General features: G+C 59.6%; 16 protein-coding genes. 9 read left to right on the plus strand and 7 right to left on the minus strand.

The annotated features are described in order from the left end of the window. Positions 1 to 2 precede the first annotated feature (2 nt). Together gmk and B5G16_RS09300 are read right to left on the minus strand one after the other, a co-directional pair. On the minus strand, positions 3 to 566 hold the full coding sequence (gmk, locus tag B5G16_RS09295) for a guanylate kinase (RefSeq protein WP_087263468.1): 564 nt from the start codon (positions 564 to 566) through the stop codon (positions 3 to 5). 61 nt (positions 567 to 627) lie between these two features. After that, positions 628 to 1,500, minus strand: coding sequence for a YicC/YloC family endoribonuclease (locus B5G16_RS09300; RefSeq protein ID WP_087263510.1), 873 nt, complete (start codon positions 1,498 to 1,500; stop codon positions 628 to 630). A gap of 193 nt (positions 1,501 to 1,693) precedes the next feature. Here B5G16_RS09300 and serC point away from each other — a divergent pair, with 193 nt between their 5' ends. From serC to B5G16_RS09340, 8 genes are all read left to right on the plus strand, one after another. Continuing rightward, complete coding sequence (gene serC / locus B5G16_RS09305; protein ID WP_087263469.1) at positions 1,694 to 2,767, plus strand: 3-phosphoserine/phosphohydroxythreonine transaminase; 1,074 nt, start codon at positions 1,694 to 1,696, stop codon at positions 2,765 to 2,767. 111 nt (positions 2,768 to 2,878) lie between these two features. Then, positions 2,879 to 3,802, plus strand: coding sequence for a 3-phosphoglycerate dehydrogenase (locus B5G16_RS09310; protein WP_087263511.1), 924 nt, complete (start codon positions 2,879 to 2,881; stop codon positions 3,800 to 3,802). Positions 3,803 to 3,907: 105 nt separating this feature from the next. Beyond that, on the plus strand, positions 3,908 to 5,158 hold the full coding sequence (locus tag B5G16_RS09315) for a DUF1015 domain-containing protein (protein WP_087263470.1): 1,251 nt from the start codon (positions 3,908 to 3,910) through the stop codon (positions 5,156 to 5,158). A gap of 211 nt (positions 5,159 to 5,369) precedes the next feature. After that, positions 5,370 to 5,867: a DUF805 domain-containing protein gene (locus B5G16_RS09320; protein WP_087263471.1), complete on the plus strand. Its 498-nt coding sequence runs from the start codon at positions 5,370 to 5,372 to the stop codon at positions 5,865 to 5,867. A 115-nt stretch (positions 5,868 to 5,982) separates the two neighbouring features. Further along, on the plus strand, positions 5,983 to 6,210 hold the full coding sequence (locus tag B5G16_RS09325) for a 4Fe-4S binding protein (RefSeq protein ID WP_087263472.1): 228 nt from the start codon (positions 5,983 to 5,985) through the stop codon (positions 6,208 to 6,210). A 3-nt stretch (positions 6,211 to 6,213) separates the two neighbouring features. After that, a complete protein-coding gene (locus B5G16_RS09330) occupies positions 6,214 to 7,308 on the plus strand; it encodes a 3-methyl-2-oxobutanoate dehydrogenase subunit VorB (RefSeq protein ID WP_087263473.1) in 1,095 nt (364 codons plus the stop codon). 6 nt (positions 7,309 to 7,314) lie between these two features. Then, positions 7,315 to 8,082: a thiamine pyrophosphate-dependent enzyme gene (locus tag B5G16_RS09335; RefSeq protein ID WP_087263474.1), complete on the plus strand. Its 768-nt coding sequence runs from the start codon at positions 7,315 to 7,317 to the stop codon at positions 8,080 to 8,082. 4 nt (positions 8,083 to 8,086) lie between these two features. Continuing rightward, the gene (locus tag B5G16_RS09340; protein ID WP_087263475.1) at positions 8,087 to 8,632 is read left to right on the plus strand and encodes a 2-oxoacid:acceptor oxidoreductase family protein; all 546 of its coding nucleotides are present in this window, start codon (positions 8,087 to 8,089) and stop codon (positions 8,630 to 8,632) included. A 138-nt stretch (positions 8,633 to 8,770) separates the two neighbouring features. On the opposite strand, the gene B5G16_RS09345 is transcribed toward B5G16_RS09340, so the two are convergent. The 5 genes from B5G16_RS09345 to B5G16_RS09365 all read right to left on the minus strand — a co-directional run bounded on the left by B5G16_RS09345 (position 8,771) and on the right by B5G16_RS09365 (position 15,227). Beyond that, on the minus strand, positions 8,771 to 10,429 hold the full coding sequence (locus tag B5G16_RS09345) for an LTA synthase family protein (RefSeq protein ID WP_239406066.1): 1,659 nt from the start codon (positions 10,427 to 10,429) through the stop codon (positions 8,771 to 8,773). Between the two features lie 168 nt (positions 10,430 to 10,597). After that, positions 10,598 to 11,578 carry a methionyl-tRNA formyltransferase gene (fmt, locus tag B5G16_RS09350; RefSeq protein WP_087263477.1) on the minus strand — a complete coding sequence of 327 codons (981 nt, stop codon included), beginning with the start codon at positions 11,576 to 11,578 and terminating at the stop codon, positions 10,598 to 10,600. 104 nt (positions 11,579 to 11,682) lie between these two features. Further along, positions 11,683 to 12,903: a bifunctional 3,4-dihydroxy-2-butanone-4-phosphate synthase/GTP cyclohydrolase II gene (locus B5G16_RS09355; protein WP_087263478.1), complete on the minus strand. Its 1,221-nt coding sequence runs from the start codon at positions 12,901 to 12,903 to the stop codon at positions 11,683 to 11,685. After that, on the minus strand, positions 12,878 to 14,398 hold the full coding sequence (locus tag B5G16_RS09360) for an LptF/LptG family permease (protein ID WP_087263479.1): 1,521 nt from the start codon (positions 14,396 to 14,398) through the stop codon (positions 12,878 to 12,880). Before B5G16_RS09360 ends, B5G16_RS09355 begins: the two co-directional genes overlap by 26 nt. Then, complete coding sequence (locus B5G16_RS09365; RefSeq protein ID WP_087263480.1) at positions 14,382 to 15,227, minus strand: metal ABC transporter permease; 846 nt, start codon at positions 15,225 to 15,227, stop codon at positions 14,382 to 14,384. Before B5G16_RS09365 ends, B5G16_RS09360 begins: the two co-directional genes overlap by 17 nt. 100 nt (positions 15,228 to 15,327) lie before the next feature. Between B5G16_RS09365 and mtaB the strand changes: the two genes are divergently transcribed. Then, positions 15,328 to 16,626 (plus strand): tRNA (N(6)-L-threonylcarbamoyladenosine(37)-C(2))-methylthiotransferase MtaB, encoded by a 1,299-nt coding sequence (mtaB, locus tag B5G16_RS09370; protein WP_087263481.1) that lies wholly within the window; start codon positions 15,328 to 15,330, stop codon positions 16,624 to 16,626. Positions 16,627 to 16,649 lie beyond the last annotated feature (23 nt).

Genomic DNA, 16,649 nt, shown 5'->3' on the forward strand with positions numbered 1-16,649 from the left:
GGCTACCGGGCGATGAATTGTCCGAGGATTTCGCAGGCCCGGGCCACGGCGTCGTCCAGCCGGTCGTTGACCACCACGTGGTCGAACTCCGGGGCCTTCGTCAGTTCGAACTCCGCCTTGGCCACGCGCCGTTCGATGGCTTCCGGGGCATCCGTGCCGCGCGAGACGAGCCGGCGGCGCAGCTCCTCGACCGAGGGTGCCATGATGAAGACCGAGCAGGCGTCGTCGCCGAAGATCCGTTTGAGGTTGATGCCTCCCAGCACGTCGACGTCGAAGACGATCACGTGGCCCTTTGCCCAGATGCGCTCCACCTCGCTGCGCAGCGTGCCGTAGCAGGTGCCCTTGTAGACTTCCTCCCACTCCACGAAACGCCCTTCGGCCGCGGCCTGTGCGAACTCCTCCTGCGAGAGGAAGTAGTAGTCCACGCCGTCGCGCTCCGCTCCGCGCGGTGCGCGGCTCGTGGCCGAAATGGAGAATTCCAGCTGCGGGTAACGCGCCAGCAGCTCCCGGACGATGGTGGTTTTCCCCGAACCGCTCGGGGCCGAAAATATGATGACTTTTCCCATTTTTTCTTCTTGTGGTTTGTCCGGGCCGTGCCCGGCGGAACCTCCCCCGCCCTCCGGGGATTTACAAAATGTTGAGTACCTGTTCCTTGATCTTTTCCAGTTCGTCCTTCATCTTCACGACGAGGATCTGCATGTTCGTCTCGTTGGCCTTCGATCCCAGGGTGTTGATCTCGCGGCCCATCTCCTGGGCGATGAATCCCAGCTTGCGGCCCACGCCCTCCTCTTCGGCGGCCACCTCGCGGAAGTAGCGGCAGTGGTTCGTCAGGCGCACCTTCTCCTCGGTGATGTCCAGCTTTTCGAGGTAGAAGATCATCTCCTGTTCGAGCCGGTTGCGGTCGACCTCGACGCCGAGTTTGGCGATGTTGTCCAGAATCCGCGCACGGATGGTCTCCGTACGGGCCTGCTCGAAGGGAACGACCTCGTTTTTATACTGTTCGATCAGGTCGACGCGCCGCAGCAGGTCGGCGATCAGCGTGGCGCCCTCCTGTGTGCGGAAGGCATCGAGCTGTGCGGCGGCGGCCTCCGTGGCGGCGAGCAGCGCGGCGTGCTCCTCGTCGGAGATCGTCTCGCTCTCGGTGGATACGACGTCCGGCAGGCGCATGAGCGTTTGGAGCGCTGCGGCATCCCACTCCGGGGTGCCGGGGTCGAGCCCTGCGGCCCGGGCGGCCTCCCGCAGCTGGGCGGCATAGGCGGCGAAGACTTCGCGGTTGATGCGCGCCGAAGTCTCCGTGACCTGCGACTCCACGCCGACCGAGACGTCGACCTTGCCCCGTTGGAGCAGGCGCGTCACCAGCGCGCGGAGTTCGGATTCCGAGGCCCGGTAGATGGCCGGCAGCCGCAGCGAGAGGTCCAACTGCTTGGAGTTCAGCGAGCGGATCTCTACGGTGATCTTTTTATTCCGGAGTGCGGCTTCGCCCTTTCCGAAGCCCGTCATGGATTTGATCATGGTTCAGGAACACTTTGAATTCGGACACAAAAGTAGTAAAAACAAATCAAAAAGGTGTCGATTCTTCTTCCGGAATGAAATTTATTTGGCTATCTTTGCGTTTATAAAAATTTTTTATTTATATTTGTGTTAGCAAACTAACAGTTTCGGATCGGACACTCAAATCACATAACGAATTACTATGAAAAAGCACAATTTCAATGCGGGCCCGTCGATTCTGGCGGATGAAGTGATCGAAAAGGCGGCTCAGGCCGTTCTCGACTTCAACGGATCGGGACTTTCGCTGCTTTCGATCTCGCACCGTACCAAGGATTTCGACGCCGTGATGGCCGAGGCCGACGCGCTTTTCCGCGAACTGCTCCACATCCCCGACAACTACAAGATCATCTATCTGGGCGGCGGAGCCAGTACCTATTTTTATCAGATTCCGGCCAACTTCCTGGGTCGGAAGGCCGGTTATGTGAATACGGGCGTCTGGTCGAAGAAGGCCATCAAGGAGGCCAAACGCTACGGTGAGGTCGAGGTGCTGGCCTCCTCCGAAGACCGCAACTTCACCTACATCCCCAAGGGATTCGCCATCCCCGAGGATCTGGACTATGTGCACATCACCTCGAACAATACGATCTACGGCACGGAGTACCATGAGGATCTCACCTCGCCGGTGCCGCTGATCGCCGACATGTCGTCGGACATCCTGTCGCGTCCGGTCGACGTGACGAAATACGCCATGATCTACGGCGGTGCGCAGAAGAACCTCGCTCCGGCGGGCGTCGCCTTCGGCATCATCCGCGAGGACATGCTCGACCGCATCGTGCGCGACCTGCCGACGATGATGTCCTACCGCACGCACGTCGAGAACAACTCGATGTTCAACACGCCTCCCGTCTTCCCGATCTACGTGTTGATGGAGACGCTGCGCTGGCTGAAATCCATCGGCGGCGTGCCGGAGATCTACCGCCGCAACCGGGAGAAGGCCGCCCTGCTCTACGACGAGATCGACCGCAACCCGTTGTTCCGCGGCACGGTCGAGAAGGAGGACCGCTCGCTGATGAACATCTGCTTCGTCATGCAGGAGGGTTACGAGGATCTGGCTCCGGAGTTCATGGAGTTCGCCAAGAGCCGCGACATCGTCGGCATCAAGGGTCACCGTCTGGTGGGCGGTTTCCGCGCCTCGTGCTACAACGCCCTGCCGATCGAGAGCGTCCGCGTACTGGTGGAGTGCATGCAGGAGTTCGCCGCCAAGCACGCCAAATAGCCGGACCCCATGCCGCTCGTTACGCGCGTCCCGACCGGTTACGACACTCTCACCGGTGAGGTGAAGGCCTGGGACATCCAAGAAGTGTTGAACACCGAAATATTGAAACCCATGAAAATATTGGTAGCAACGGAGAAGCCTTTTGCCAGGAAGGCGGTCGACGGAATCCGTGAAATCATCGAAGGGGCCGGCTGCGAACTGGCGCTCCTCGAAAAATACACCGACAAGGGGCAGCTGCTCGAAGCCGTGGCCGATGCCGACGGCATCATTATCCGCAGTGACAAGATCACCGCCGAGGTGATCGCCGCGGCGAAGAACCTCCGCATCGTGGTGCGGGCCGGCGCGGGCTACGACAACGTGGACCTCGCGGCCGCCACGGAGCGCGGCATCGTGGTGATGAACACCCCGGGCCAGAACTCCAACGCCGTGGCCGAACTGGCCATCGCCATGATGATCTACATGTCGCGCAACCGCTTTACGCCCGGCACGGGCTCGGAGATCCAGGGCAAGACGCTCGGGATCCACGCCTACGGCAACGTCGGCAAGCTGGTCGGCCGCAAGGGCAAGGCGCTGGGCATGAATGTCGTGGCCTACGATCCGTTTATCACCGACCCGGAGGTCTTCGCGGCCGACGGTGTGGAGCCGGTTGCGTCGGTCGAGGAGCTCTACAAGCGTTCCGACTTCCTCTCGCTGCACATTCCCGCCACGCCGCAGACCGTCGGCTCGATCGGCTATGACCTGCTGATGTCGATGCCCAAGGGCGCCACGCTGGTCAACACCGCCCGCAAGGAGGTGATCGACGAGGCCGGGGTGCTGCGTGCGCTGACCGAACGCGAGGATCTGAAATACATCACCGACATCGCGGCCGGGAATCAGTCCGAGCTGGACGAGAAATTCGGCAAGCGGGTCTTCGCCACGCCGAAGAAGATGGGCGCCGAGACCGCCGAGGCGAACATCAACGCCGGCCTGGCCGCCGCCCGTCAGATCGTCGACTTCCTGAAAAACGGAAACCGGAAATTCCAGGTCAACAAATAGGAAGGACCGGACGAGCGGAGAAGGCGGGTGCGGTGTGAACGGGCCCGCCTTTTTCGATGGAACGAGTGAACCAACCAACCAATAATCGAAAACAACCGAAAGACTATGGTACGAATCAAACCATTCCGTGCGGTGCGTCCGCCGAAGGAGCATGCGGCCGAGGTGGCGTCGCGTCCCTACGATGTACTGAACTCCGCGGAGGCGAAGGCCGAAGCCACGGAGCGTTCGCTGCTGCACATCATCAAACCCGAGATCGACTTCGACCCCATTGCCGACGAGCATTCGCAACCCGTCTACGAGAAGGCGGTGGAGAATTTCCGCAAGTGGCAGCGGGAGGGCTGGTTGCAGCAGGATCCCGAGGAGTATTACTACATCTATGCGCAGACGATGGAGGGCCGCACGCAGTACGGACTGGCCATGTGCTGCCACTTCGAGGACTACCTCTCGGGAGCGATCAAGAAGCACGAGCTCACGCGCCCCGACAAGGAGGAGGACCGCATGATCCACGTGCGCAACCAGCAGGCCAACATCGAACCGGTCTTCTTCGCCTACCCGGACAACGCCGAGATCGACGCCATCGTCAATGACATCGTGGCGAACAACGCCCCGGAGTACGACTTCACGGCGTCCGACGGATTCGGGCACAAGCTGTGGGTGATCCGCGACCGGAAGACCAACGACCGCATCACGGAGATCTTTTCGAAGATTCCGGCGCTGTACGTTGCTGACGGTCACCATCGCACGGCTGCCGCCGCGCGTGTGGGCGCCGAGTGCAAGGCGGAGAACCCGAACCACACGGGCGAGGAGGAGTACTGCTACTTCCTGGCCGTGACGTTCCCGGCCAACCAGCTGCGGATCATCGACTACAACCGCGTGGTGAAGGACCTGAACGGCCTGACCCCGGCGGAGCTGGTCGAGCGGCTCAAAGAGTCGTTCGAGGTCGGGGACAAGGGCACGGAGGAGTATCGTCCGACAGGCCTGCACAACTTCTCGATGTACCTCGACGGCCGCTGGTGGAGCCTGACGGCCAAGCCCGGGACCTACGACGACAACGATCCGATCGGGGTGCTGGACGTCACGGTGCTCTCGAACCTCGTGCTGGACCGGATCCTCGGCATCGAGGACCTGCGCACCTCGAAGCGGATCGACTTCGTGGGCGGCATCCGCGGTCTGGGCGAGCTGAAACGCCGCGTCGACAGCGGCGAGATGAAGGTGGCTTTCGCGCTCTACCCCGTCTCGATGCAGCAGCTGATCAACATCGCCGATACGGGCAACATCATGCCTCCGAAGACGACGTGGTTCGAGCCGAAACTGCGTTCGGGCGTGGTGATCCACTCCTTCGCCGAGGAGAAGTAGCCGCAGCCGATGGAATGAAGACGGTCCGGAAAATCCTCCGGACCGTCTTGTTTTTGTTCGCTTCGGGGCGTAGGTTCCGGGATTTTTCGTATCTTTACGCAGCCGGACCGGAGCGTTCCGGAGGAAAATTGTCGCGGGCCGCCCCTTGCCGGGACTTTGTTCTGGCTTTTGTTTGGCCCGCAGATCGGAAAATCCCTGAAAACCGTGCCGTATGAAGTGGTTTTTCAAATGCATCCGCAACTATGTGAATTTCTCGGGGCGTGCCCGTCGGACGGAATTCTGGTACTTTATCCTCTTTTCGTGCCTGCTGTTGATCGTGGCCATGGCGCTGGACGTGGTCTGCTTCAATACGCCCTACGGGGTGTTCTATCTGCTGGTGGCGCTGTTCCTGTTCCTGCCCCAGCTCGCGGTCTCGGCACGCCGCCTGCACGACACGGGCCGCACCTCCAAATGGCTCCTCTGGAATTATCTCGCCCTGCTGGTCTGGGCAGTGGCCGCTCTGGTGCTTTCGGGACTGTCGGCCTTTGCCGGAGGTCGGGACGCATCCGCGTGGTTTCTCATCGTGCTGTGCGGCGGCTGCGTGCTCTTCTTCATCTGGGAGATCGTCTTTCTGGTGTGGTTCTGCCTGCCCGGGACGCCCGGGGAGAACCGCTACGGCCCCGATCCCAAGCAGCCCGATCAGGAAAAGAGCGCTCCGGAATCCGTGTGATGCGCTCCGGACCAATATTTTATCATGAAACGGTGATATTTTATAACGAAAATAAATCGGGGCCGGGAAAAATTCGTATATTTGTAAGCAACTTAACAATACTATTGGCGTTATTATGGCAAAGATCAAAGGAACTATCGTCGTCGACAGGGAGCGCTGCAAAGGGTGCGGCGTCTGTGTCTCGGTATGTCCGTGCGACGTACTCGCCCTCTCGGCAGAGGTCAACGGCAAGGGCTATCCCGTGGCCCGGATGGCAAATCCCGATGCCTGCACGGGCTGCGCTTCGTGTGCGGTGATCTGTCCCGACAGCGTCATCACGGTTTATCGTCAAAAATTCGAATAAGCGATGGCAGAGAAGGAAGTAAAACTCATGAAAGGCAACGAGGTGATCGCCCATGCGGCGATCCGCTACGGTTGCGACGGATATTTCGGCTACCCCATCACCCCGCAGTCGGAGGTCATGGAGACGCTCATGGAACTCAAACCGTGGGAGACGACCGGCATGGTCGTCCTGCAGGCCGAGTCGGAAATTTCTTCGATCAACATGGTCTACGGCGGTGCAGCGACCGGAAAACGGGTCATGACCTCGTCGTCGAGCCCCGGCATCTCGCTCATGGCCGAGGGTTTGAGCTATCTGGCCGGCGCGGAGCTTCCCTGCCTGGTGATCAACTGCCAGCGCGGCGGCCCGGGTCTGGGTACGATCCAACCCTCGCAGGGCGACTATTTCCAGGCCGTGAAGGGCGGCGGCCACGGTGACTACCACCTGATCGTCTTCGCCCCGAACTCCGTGCAGGAGATGCACGACCACGTGGCCGAGGCCTTCGATCTGGCCTTCAAGTACCGCAATCCGGCGATGATCCTCGCCGACGGCGCCATCGGCCAGATGATGGAGAAGGTGGTGCTGGCGCCGCAGCGTCCGCGCCGCACCGACGAGGAGATCAAGGCCGAATGCCGCTCGTGGGCGACCTGCGGGAAACCGGCCGACCGCGAACGCAACGTCGTCACGTCGCTGGAATTGCAGTCCGAGAAGATGGAGATCATCAACATCCGCTTGCAGGAGAAATACAAGGCGCTCGAAGAGAACGAAGTGCGCTACGAAGCCATCGAATGCGACGATGCGGATTATGTGATCGTGGCCTTCGGGTCGTCGGCGCGGATCTGTTCGGCGACGGTCGAGATGGCGCGCGCCGAAGGTCTGAAAGTGGGCCTGCTGCGCCCGATCACGCTCTACCCGTTCCCGACCCGACAGATCGCCGAACTGGCCGCACGCGGCGTGAAGGGCTTCCTCTCGGCGGAGCTGAACGCCGGACAGATGGTCGAGGACGTGCGTCTGGCCGTCAACGGAAAGGCCCCCGTGGAGCACTACGGGCGCCAGGGCGGCATGTTGTTCAACCCCGACGAGGTGCTCGCAGCCTTGAAGGAAAAACTGATTAAAAAGTAGACTACGATGGCAGAGGTTGAAATCAAACAGGAGAATCTGGTTTACGCGAAACCGAAACTCATTACCGATAACGTCATGCACTACTGCCCGGGTTGCAGCCACGGCACGGTGCACAAACTCATCGCCGAGGTCATCGAGGAGATGGGTCTCGAAGATCGCACGGTGGGCGTTTCGCCCGTTGGCTGCTCGGTCTTCGCCTACAACTACATCGACATCGACTGGATCGAGGCGGCGCACGGACGCGCGCTGGCCATTGCCTCGGCCGTGAAGCGGCTGTGGCCGGGGAACATGGTCTTCACGTACCAGGGCGACGGCGACCTGTCGGCGATCGGTACGGCGGAGTCGATCCATGCGGCGGCGCGCGGCGAGAACGTCGTTGCGATCTACATCAACAACGCAATCTACGGCATGACGGGGGGACAGATGGCCCCGACGACGTTGCTCGGGATGAAGACCTCGACGACGCCCTACGGCCGCGACCCGCGTCTGAACGGCTATCCGTACAAGATCGCGGAGATGATGGCGCATCTGGACGGTGCGACCTACATCACGCGGCAGAGCGTCCACACGGCGGCGAACGTGCGCAAGTGCAAGCGTGCGATCCGCAAGGCGTTCGAGAACGCGATGGCCGGGAACGGCTTCTCGCTGGTGGAGGTCGTGTCGACGTGCAACAGCGGCTGGAAGCTCTCGCCGGTGGATTCGAACCGTTGGTTGGAGGAGAACATGCTGCCCTACTATCCGCTGGGCGATATCAAGGACGTAAAAAAGGAGTAAAGCGATGAAAGAGACATTGATCATAGCAGGATTCGGAGGACAGGGCGTCCTCTCGATGGGCAAGATTCTGGCCTATTCGGGCGTGATGCAGGACTTCGAGGTGACGTGGATGCCCTCCTACGGCCCGGAGATGCGCGGCGGCACGGCCAACGTGACGGTGATTCTCTCCGACCGGAAGATCTCCTCGCCGATTGCGCACGAGTACGACACGGCGATCATTCTGAACCAGCAGTCGATGGAGAAGTTCGAGCCGATGGTCAAGCCGGGCGGCGTGCTGATCTACGATACGAACGGGATTTCGCGCCATCCGGTCCGCACGGACATTTCGGTCTATTCGATCGATGCCACGGCCGAGTGTGCGAAGATGGGTCAGGCGAAGTTGTTCAACACGATGATTCTGGGCGGCTACCTGAAGGTCTGCCCGGTGGTTGAGATGGAGAACGTGATGGTCGGGTTGAAAAAGTCGCTTCCCGAACGTGCGTGGAAGATGCTCCCGGCCAACGAAGAGGCCATCCGCCACGGCGGCGAGATTATCCGCAAGGTGCGGTAAATTGCGAAAACGGAGATATCGGCATTCTGACGTTTCGCTGTTACATATTGATTCTGGCGGATATACGCATAAAAGAGAAGGTCCCGACGACGGGCCTTCTCTTTTTCAAAATGAAATTAGAGTTTCTCGGTGTGTCGGTCAGAACTCTTTCCCTTCGAAAAAATTTGAACGGAGGAGAATATCCGAAATGCGCCACATCTCAAAGCGGGCCTGCCGTACGGAATCGTCGGTATTATCTCCAACCCATTTTCCATCCCAGTTTACGGCACAGTTGCACGAGTTTCTGAAAACGCTTTCTCCCAGACCGGGGAATGGGTAGTCAGCCAATCCCATCAGATCCAACAGGCTCGGATAGATGTCACTTTGAGCGATAACCTTGTCGGTTTCCGCTTTCAACGGAGCATTGAGAATGAACAACGGAATGAAGCGATCCTCCAAAGAGCGTTCCGGACGACCTTCGTACAAATTCCGGGAGATGATTGAATCATGATCTCCGACAATGACGATAATGCTGTTGTCATATAGTCCGGCGTCCCGAAGAGAGGTAATGAACTCTTGGATACAATGGTCGACATATTGTGTAATAATCAGATAATTCATGACCTTCCGATTCGGAATATCAGCCTGCCGGAGTGAACTTTCGAATTCGGTTTCTATAGGATCATGACCCGAGAAGGTGACGAGTTGTGCATAGAATGGTTGATGTAATTTCTGGAGGATCGGAAGGCTGTTTGTAAAGAGATAATGGTCCGATTCAGGGCGCATGTGACCATTGTCCATCCGCTCATAGAAACGGTCGAATCCATAATTTCTGGCGGCAGCTTCCTGATTCCATACTGTTTTATTGTCGCAAGTCAGTATGATGGAGACATATCCCTTTTTTTTCAAGGCTTTTGGTAATGATGGATAGGTATTTGAACTGCCATAGATTACCGAGGTAGCTCCCGAGATAAGAGGAAGTAACCCTGTATTTATAAGCAATTGAGCATCGGACGATCTTCCATCCTTGATTTGTGGCAGGACTTTCATGAAAGAAAGCACGCTTGTATCACGAGTCAAAGAATTGAGATATGGAGTGACTTCTGTCCCGTCTATGGTCAGATTGATCGGCCATGCACATAAGGATTCCGTCAGTATGATGATCAGATTTTTGTTGTGAGAGGTAACAAGTTGAGTGTCGGCCCGACGTTGCTTTGATATTTCGATGAATCGGCCTGCATCTTCGATTTCCTCTTTTGTACAACCTTTAAGCAAGGTAAATTGCGAGATCCAGAAATTGACTATTCCGTATTCCCGCATGCCAACCATCGGCTCTGTTTTATAGCGGTAGATAGGATGCTGATGGACTGCATAACATCGGGCAAAAACATAGTTTTGTCCGATAATGATCGAAAGGGTAATCAGGCAAAGTACAGCCGCAAGATTTTGCTTCTTGAACAACTCCCCCCCCCGATGTTTTTTTCTTTGTATGATCTGGTTATAACGGTATCCAATCATGAAAACAAATGGAGGTAGAACCAATAGAAGATCAATCCAACGAAGCGAGAACAGTACACTGCTCCCGATTGTTGAAAGGTTCTGAACCAACAGAAACGATGTTAAGGGCATAATCGTTCCGTAGTTACGATAATACCATACGTTAGCAAGCAGATAGAGTGTTACAACGCAGATATAGGGGAAAAGCCACTTTTTCCGTCTTAACCCCCAAGCCGGGAGGGCAAAGAACATGGCATCGGCCAGACGGTGAATGTAGGACCTGAATTCATGCAATCCCTTGAACTCCCAGATGGAGTCCATGACAGATAACGATAGATAAAATGCAATTACTAATGCAATATAAATCGTGACTCTGTATTGACCCGATTTTATGAAATATTCAGATATTTTTTTCGGCGAGTATATGGAAAATATCATTTTAGATATTTAAGTGGATCCGGTTTATAGGTGTTCGATTGTAGGATTGTGTCAAGGTTCCCTGAACCGGTATTGCAGCACGTCGCGCCAGCCCAGCAGCAACTCGCGGACCGCAAGACGCTTCTTTCCGGCAATCTGCAACTCCCCGAGACGAATCCATCCGTCGGCGCATGCCACCCGGATGAAGGTCCGTCCGTCGCTCTCCACCGTGCCGCAAGCCGCCTCTTCGTGTGCGGCCTCCTCGAACCGTGCCGCATAGATCTTCGCCGTCTGCTCCTCATCTGCTCCGGCGCGGTACATGGCCGTCCATGCCGCCGGATAGGGCGACAGCCCGCGGATGAAATCCACGATCCGCTTGCCGTTCCACCGCCAGTCGATGCGGCAATCCTCCTTGAAGATCTTCGGCGCCGGGCGCAAGGCCGATTCGTCGATTCCCTGCTGTTCGATCGGTTCGATCTTCCCGGCGGCAATCCGCTCCACGGTGTCGAGGACCAGCCCCGTGCCGACCTCCATGAGCCGTTCGTACATCGTGCCGATCGTATCCTCCGCACCGATCGGCACGCGGATCTGCCCGATGATGGCTCCCTTGTCGATTTCGTGGTTCAGCAGGAAGGTCGTGACGCCCGTTTCGGTCTCGCCGTTGATGATCGCCCAGTTGATCGGCGCCGCACCCCGGTACTGGGGCAGCAGCGAGGCGTGGAGGTTGAACGTCCCCAGCCGCGGCATCGCCCAGACCACCTCCGGCAGCATCCGGAAGGCGATCACGATCCCCAGGTCGGGCTGCCACGCCCGCAGCGTCTCGACGAATTCCGGGTCGCGGAGCTTGACGGGTTGCAGAATCGGAAGCCCCAGCTCCCGGGCGGCGATCTTCACGTCGCTCTCGTGCATCCGCTGCCCGCGGCCCGCGGGTTTGTCGGGTGCCGTGACGACCCCGACGACCTGGTAGCCCCCGGCGACCAGCGCCCGCAACGACGGCACGGCGAACTCGGGCGTGCCCATGAAGACGATGCGGAGATTTTTTGCCTGTTCCATCCCTTTTCCCGATATTGAAACGCGGAGGTTCCGCCGGCGATTCCGGACCCGGGTCTTCTTCTTTTTGCACCCGCTCCCTTCCGGCGGCCTCGCCTTTGCGGTCTCTATTTTTTCAGTCCCAGCGTGTGGTGCATGCGCTCCTGCTTGGTTTCCAGATAGTGCTCGTTGTAGGGGTTCGGGGCGATCACAATCGGCACGATCTCGTCGATGCAGAGCCCGTAGCCCTCCAATCCGGCCCGTTTGAGCGGGTTGTTCGTCATCAGCCGCATGTGGCGGATCCCCAGCTCGCGGATGATGCTCGCACCCACGCCGTAGTCGCGTTCGTCGGCCTTGAAGCCCAGTTTGAGGTTGGCATCCACCGTGTCGAGACCCTCGTCCTGCAACTTGTAGGCGTGGATCTTGTTGCAGAGCCCGATGCCGCGCCCCTCCTGATTCAGGTAGACGATGGCGCCCTTGCCCTCCCGGTCGATCATCTGCATGGCGCGGTGGAGCTGCTCGCCGCAGTCGCAGCGGTACGATCCGAAGATGTCGCCCGTGGCGCACGACGAGTGTACGCGCACCAGTACGGGTTCATCCTCCGACCACTCCCCTTTCGTGAGCGCCACGTGCTCCACGCCGTTGGATTTCTGACGGAACGGCGTGATCCGGAAGTCGCCCCATGCCGTGGGCAGCGGCACCGTCACGCCCTTCTCGATGAGCGACTCCTCGCGCAGCCGGTAGGCGATCAGCGAGGCGATCGAAATGATTTTCAGCCCGAATTTCCGGGCTTTCTCGACGAGTTGCGGAAGGCGGGCCATCGTGCCGTCCTCGTTCATGATCTCGATCAGTGCGCCGGCGGGCTGCAAGCCGGCCAGACGGGCCAGGTCGACGGCCGCCTCGGTGTGCCCCGGACGGCGCAGCACCCCCTTCTCGCGGGCCCGCAGCGGGTTGATGTGCCCCGGGCGTCCCAGATCGGTGGGCTTCGTCGCGGGGTCGGCCAGCGCGCGGATCGTCGCCGCACGGTCGTGGATCGACACTCCCGTGGTGCAGTCGTGGCCCAGCAGGTCGACCGTCACCGTGAACGGAGTCCCCAGCAGCGACGTGTTGTTCTCCTCCATCATGTTGAGGCCCAGCTCCTCGCAGCGTTTCTCCGAGAGCGGTGCGCAGAGCACGCCGCGTCCCTCTTTGAGCATGAAGTTGACGATCTCGGGGGTTATTTTCTCCGCCGCGACGATGAAGTCGCCTTCGTTTTCGCGGTCTTCGTCGTCGACCACGATCACGATCTTGCCGTTGCGGAAGTCCTCGATGACCTCCTCCACGCTATTCAGTACCGTCTCTTTTGCCATTCCGTTTGGTTTTTATCGTTTTTTTCTTTTTCCGTTTTTCGAACAGCCGGCCCGTCCATTTCCCGAGCCGCTCTTTCAGGGCCTTGATCCTTCCGGCATACCAGTCCGTGTCGAGCAGCGCCGAGTCGTTCGTCGCCTTGTAGGTGAGGTAGACGGCGATGGGCGTGAGGATGAACGACGAGATCCACATGCCGTAGAAGGCATTCCAGCTCCCCTCCTTGGCCATCTTCTCGCCGGTGAGGCTGATGACGTAGTAGAAGACGAAGAAGACCACCGAGATCACCACCGGAAGCCCCAGACCGCCGCGGCGGATGATCGCTCCGAGCGGCGCCCCGATCAGGAAGAAGATCAGGATCGAGACCGGCAGCGAGATCTTGCGGTGCCACTCGATCTTCGAGCGGTAGAGCTGATTCAGCGCCTCTTTGGCCGAGGATTCGTCGAAGGCGAACATGTTGCGCGAGTTCTTGGCCAGCGTGCGGGCCTGGTCCCAGATCCGCTCCTTTTCGCGGGTCGGGAGCCCCGAGATCGAATCCGTGGCCAGCAGGTTGCGGAAGCCGCTCTTGTCCACGCGCAGGCTGTCGGGCTGCGGCAGGACGCTGTTGTCCCGGGCGAAGATCTGTTCTTTGAGCAGCGGCTCGTAGGAGTTCGTCGTCGCGGCGTTGACCTTGATTTCCAGCGAGTCGATGTCGTGCTGCAACTCGTTGATGTTCTTCGTCTGGGAGTTCGAGAACATGTCGGCGTCGCTGCGTCCCATGGCGAAGCCGTCCATCGGGATGACCTGCTTTTGCAGTTCGAAGGTGTGGTGGCGCAGGGCGCTCTTGTTGTACCACTGGCTGTTGCGGGTCTGCTCGTAGGTTTCGCCGTGGTAGAGCGTCACGAGCAGGTATTTCTTGTCGTCCGAGAGGCGGATGTAGCCCGAATCGGCCACGATGGTGTTCATGTTGCCGTTCGTGGCGCGGTTGTCGTAGATCAGCACGTCGGTCAGCAGGTGCGTCTCGGGATCCTGGTGTCCCACGCGGATCGACATGTTGTCGATGCCGTTGAAGAAGAGTCCGTCCTGGAATTCGAGGCTCTGTTTCTGCTGGCGGATGTCGTAGATGATGCTGAACATCTTCTTGTTGGAGTACGGCACCAGGTTGTTCGAGATGAAGAAGCTCCCCACGGCGATGAACCCCACGACGATGATCAGCGGTTTGGTGATTTTGAGCAGCGACATTCCGGCCGACTTCATGGCCAGCAGTTCGTAGTTTTCGCCCAGATTGCCCATCGTCATGATCGCGGCCAGCAGCATCGCCAGCGGCAGCCCCATCGGGATCATGTTGGCCATGGCGTAGGACATCAGCTCGATGATGATCCCGGCGCTGAGTCCCTTGCCCACGAGTTCGTCGATGTAGCGCCACACGAAGTTCATCATCAGCACGAACATGACGATGAAGAAGGTGAGGACCATGGGTCCGAGGTAGGCCTTCAGGACGAGTTTATGGATGGTCTTCATGCCGTGTATGCGATTTTTTGTTCGGCAAAGATACGAGTTTTACCGTTATGAGCGCAAGGGTGAGCGTAAATATTATGGCGGCGCCGGGCGGGACGTCGAGGTGGTAGCTGACAATGAGTCCCGCGATGTTCCCCGCGACGGCCACGGCCGGCGCCGCGAGGGCCAGCGTCCGGTACGACCGCGAGAGGCTGTTGACGATGACCGCGGGCATGGTCAGCAGCGAGATGAGCAGCACGATGCCCATGATGCGGATCGAGAGGACGATCGTCACGGCCACCAGGGCCGACATCACGTAGGAGATCACGCGGGTGGGGATGTTGCGCGAGCGGGCGAAGTCGCGGTCGAAGGCGACGTACATCACCGGACGGAGCCAGAGCAGCGTGCCGACGAGGATCACGCCGGTGAGGAGGGCCAGCGCCGCGACGTCGCCGCCGGTGACGGTGATGATGCTGCCGAAGAGGTAGGCCGAGAGGTCGCCGGAGGTGTATCCGGGTCGCAGGCTCATGAAGAGGGCCCCGACGGCCATGCCCACGGACCAGATGATGCCGATGGCGGAGTCTTCGCGGATGTGTCCGCGGCTGCCGGCCCACTCGATGCCGAGGGCCGAGAGCACGGCGAAGAGCATGGCGCCGGCAATGGGGTTCGTGCCGGCCCAGAAGGCGATGCCGAGGCCGCCGAACGAGGCGTGGGTGATGCCGCCGGCGAGGAAGACCATGCGGCGGCAGACGACGTATGTGCCGATCACTCCGCATGCGATGCCCGAAAGCACGCAGGCGGCCAGTGCGTTCGAGAGATAGCCGTATTGGAAGACGTCGCTGAAAAATTCCATGCCTGGTCCGTATTGCGTGCAAATTTACGCTTTTTTATCGGAAAAGCCTCCTCCTTTCGCACAGTTTTCGTAATTTCGTGCCGTAAAAAGTAAGGAATTCATGCAACCGCGAAGAGTCAATTTCCATACGTTGGGCTGCAAGCTCAATTTTTCGGAGTCGTCGACGCTGGCCCGGGAGTTCGAGCGGGGCGGCTTCGTGCGGGTGCCGCCCACGGCCGAGGCGGACATCTGCGTGATCAACAGCTGCTCGGTGACGGAGCACGCCGACAAGAAGTGCCGCAACCTGATCCGCAGGCTGCACCGTCGCAATCCGCAGGCGATCATCGCCGTGACGGGGTGCTACGCGCAGTTGAAACCGCAGGAGATCGCCGCCATCGAGGGGGTCGACATCGTGTTGAGCAACAACGATAAGGGAGAGTTATATAAACGGGTGGTTGAACTCACGGGCAAGGGCCGGGCGCAGGTGTACAGCTGCGACACGGATTCGCTGACGTCGTTCTTCGCAGCCTTTTCGAGCGGCGACCGCACGCGCGCCTTCCTCAAAGTCCAGGACGGCTGCGACTACTGCTGCTCCTACTGCACGATCCACTACGCCCGCGGTGCGAGCCGCAACATGCCGATCGCCGATCTGGTGGCCGAAGCCCGTCAGATTGCCGCGGCCGGACAGCGCGAGATCGTCCTCACGGGCGTCAATACGGGCGACTTCGGCCGCTCGACCGGCGAACGCTTCATCGACCTGCTGCGGGCGCTGGTCCGGGTCGAGGGGATCGAGCGCTTCCGCATCTCCTCCATCGAGCCGAACCTGCTGACCGACGAGATCATCGAGTTCTGCGCCCGCGAGCCCAAGATGATGCACCACTTCCACATCCCGCTCCAAAGCGGTTCGGACCGCATCCTGGGCCTCATGCGCCGCCGCTACACTACGGCCCGCTTCGCCGAGCGCATCGCCGCCGTGCGGCGGTGGATGCCCGACGCCTTCATCGGCATCGACGTCATCGTCGGCTTCCCCGGCGAGACCGAGGCCGATTTCCGCGCGACGTACGACTTCCTCGCCGGGCTGGAACCCGCCTTTCTGCACATCTTCCCCTTCTCGGAGCGTCCCGGAACTCCGGCCGTCGACCTGCCCGGAAAGGTGCAGCCCTCGGTCGCCACGCGGCGCGTCGCCGAACTGGAAGCGCTCTGCGGGCGGCTGCATGCCGACTTCTGCGCCCGGGCCGTCGGGTCGGAGGACACGGTGCTCTTCGAAAGCACGCGCCGCGGCGGCATGATGTTCGGTTTCACGGGCAATTACCGCCGCGTGAAGGCCCCCTACGACGCCGCCCGGGTCAACACCATCTGCCGCGTCGCACTCGGCGAGATGGATGATTCTCACGATCTGATGGGCGAAATCCGGGATTAATTATTATATTTGCATGCAAAGTA

This window comes from Alistipes sp. An66 (assembly GCF_002161445.1).
Lineage (GTDB): Bacteria > Bacteroidota > Bacteroidia > Bacteroidales > Rikenellaceae > Alistipes > Alistipes cottocaccae.

Bases quoted from the DNA above. Each gene is read 5' to 3' on its own strand.
- B5G16_RS09325 (WP_087263472.1), top strand. From the start codon at position 5,983: ATGGCAAAGATCAAAGGAACTATCGTCGTCGACAGGGAGCGCTGCAAA.
- B5G16_RS09365 (WP_087263480.1), bottom strand. From the start codon at position 15,227: ATGGAATTTTTCAGCGACGTCTTCCAATACGGCTATCTCTCGAACGCA.
- B5G16_RS09360 (WP_087263479.1), bottom strand. From the start codon at position 14,398: ATGAAGACCATCCATAAACTCGTCCTGAAGGCCTACCTCGGACCCATG.
- B5G16_RS09320 (WP_087263471.1), top strand. From the start codon at position 5,370: ATGAAGTGGTTTTTCAAATGCATCCGCAACTATGTGAATTTCTCGGGG.
- B5G16_RS09315 (WP_087263470.1), top strand. From the start codon at position 3,908: ATGGTACGAATCAAACCATTCCGTGCGGTGCGTCCGCCGAAGGAGCAT.
- serC (WP_087263469.1), top strand. From the start codon at position 1,694: ATGAAAAAGCACAATTTCAATGCGGGCCCGTCGATTCTGGCGGATGAA.
- B5G16_RS09335 (WP_087263474.1), top strand. From the start codon at position 7,315: ATGGCAGAGGTTGAAATCAAACAGGAGAATCTGGTTTACGCGAAACCG.
- B5G16_RS09310 (WP_087263511.1), top strand. From the start codon at position 2,879: ATGAAAATATTGGTAGCAACGGAGAAGCCTTTTGCCAGGAAGGCGGTC.
- B5G16_RS09300 (WP_087263510.1), bottom strand. From the start codon at position 1,500: ATGACGGGCTTCGGAAAGGGCGAAGCCGCACTCCGGAATAAAAAGATC.
- B5G16_RS09355 (WP_087263478.1), bottom strand. From the start codon at position 12,903: ATGGCAAAAGAGACGGTACTGAATAGCGTGGAGGAGGTCATCGAGGAC.
- mtaB (WP_087263481.1), top strand. From the start codon at position 15,328: ATGCAACCGCGAAGAGTCAATTTCCATACGTTGGGCTGCAAGCTCAAT.
- fmt (WP_087263477.1), bottom strand. From the start codon at position 11,578: ATGGAACAGGCAAAAAATCTCCGCATCGTCTTCATGGGCACGCCCGAG.
- B5G16_RS09340 (WP_087263475.1), top strand. From the start codon at position 8,087: ATGAAAGAGACATTGATCATAGCAGGATTCGGAGGACAGGGCGTCCTC.
- B5G16_RS09345 (WP_239406066.1), bottom strand. From the start codon at position 10,429: ATGGACTCCATCTGGGAGTTCAAGGGATTGCATGAATTCAGGTCCTAC.
- B5G16_RS09330 (WP_087263473.1), top strand. From the start codon at position 6,214: ATGGCAGAGAAGGAAGTAAAACTCATGAAAGGCAACGAGGTGATCGCC.
- gmk (WP_087263468.1), bottom strand. From the start codon at position 566: ATGGGAAAAGTCATCATATTTTCGGCCCCGAGCGGTTCGGGGAAAACC.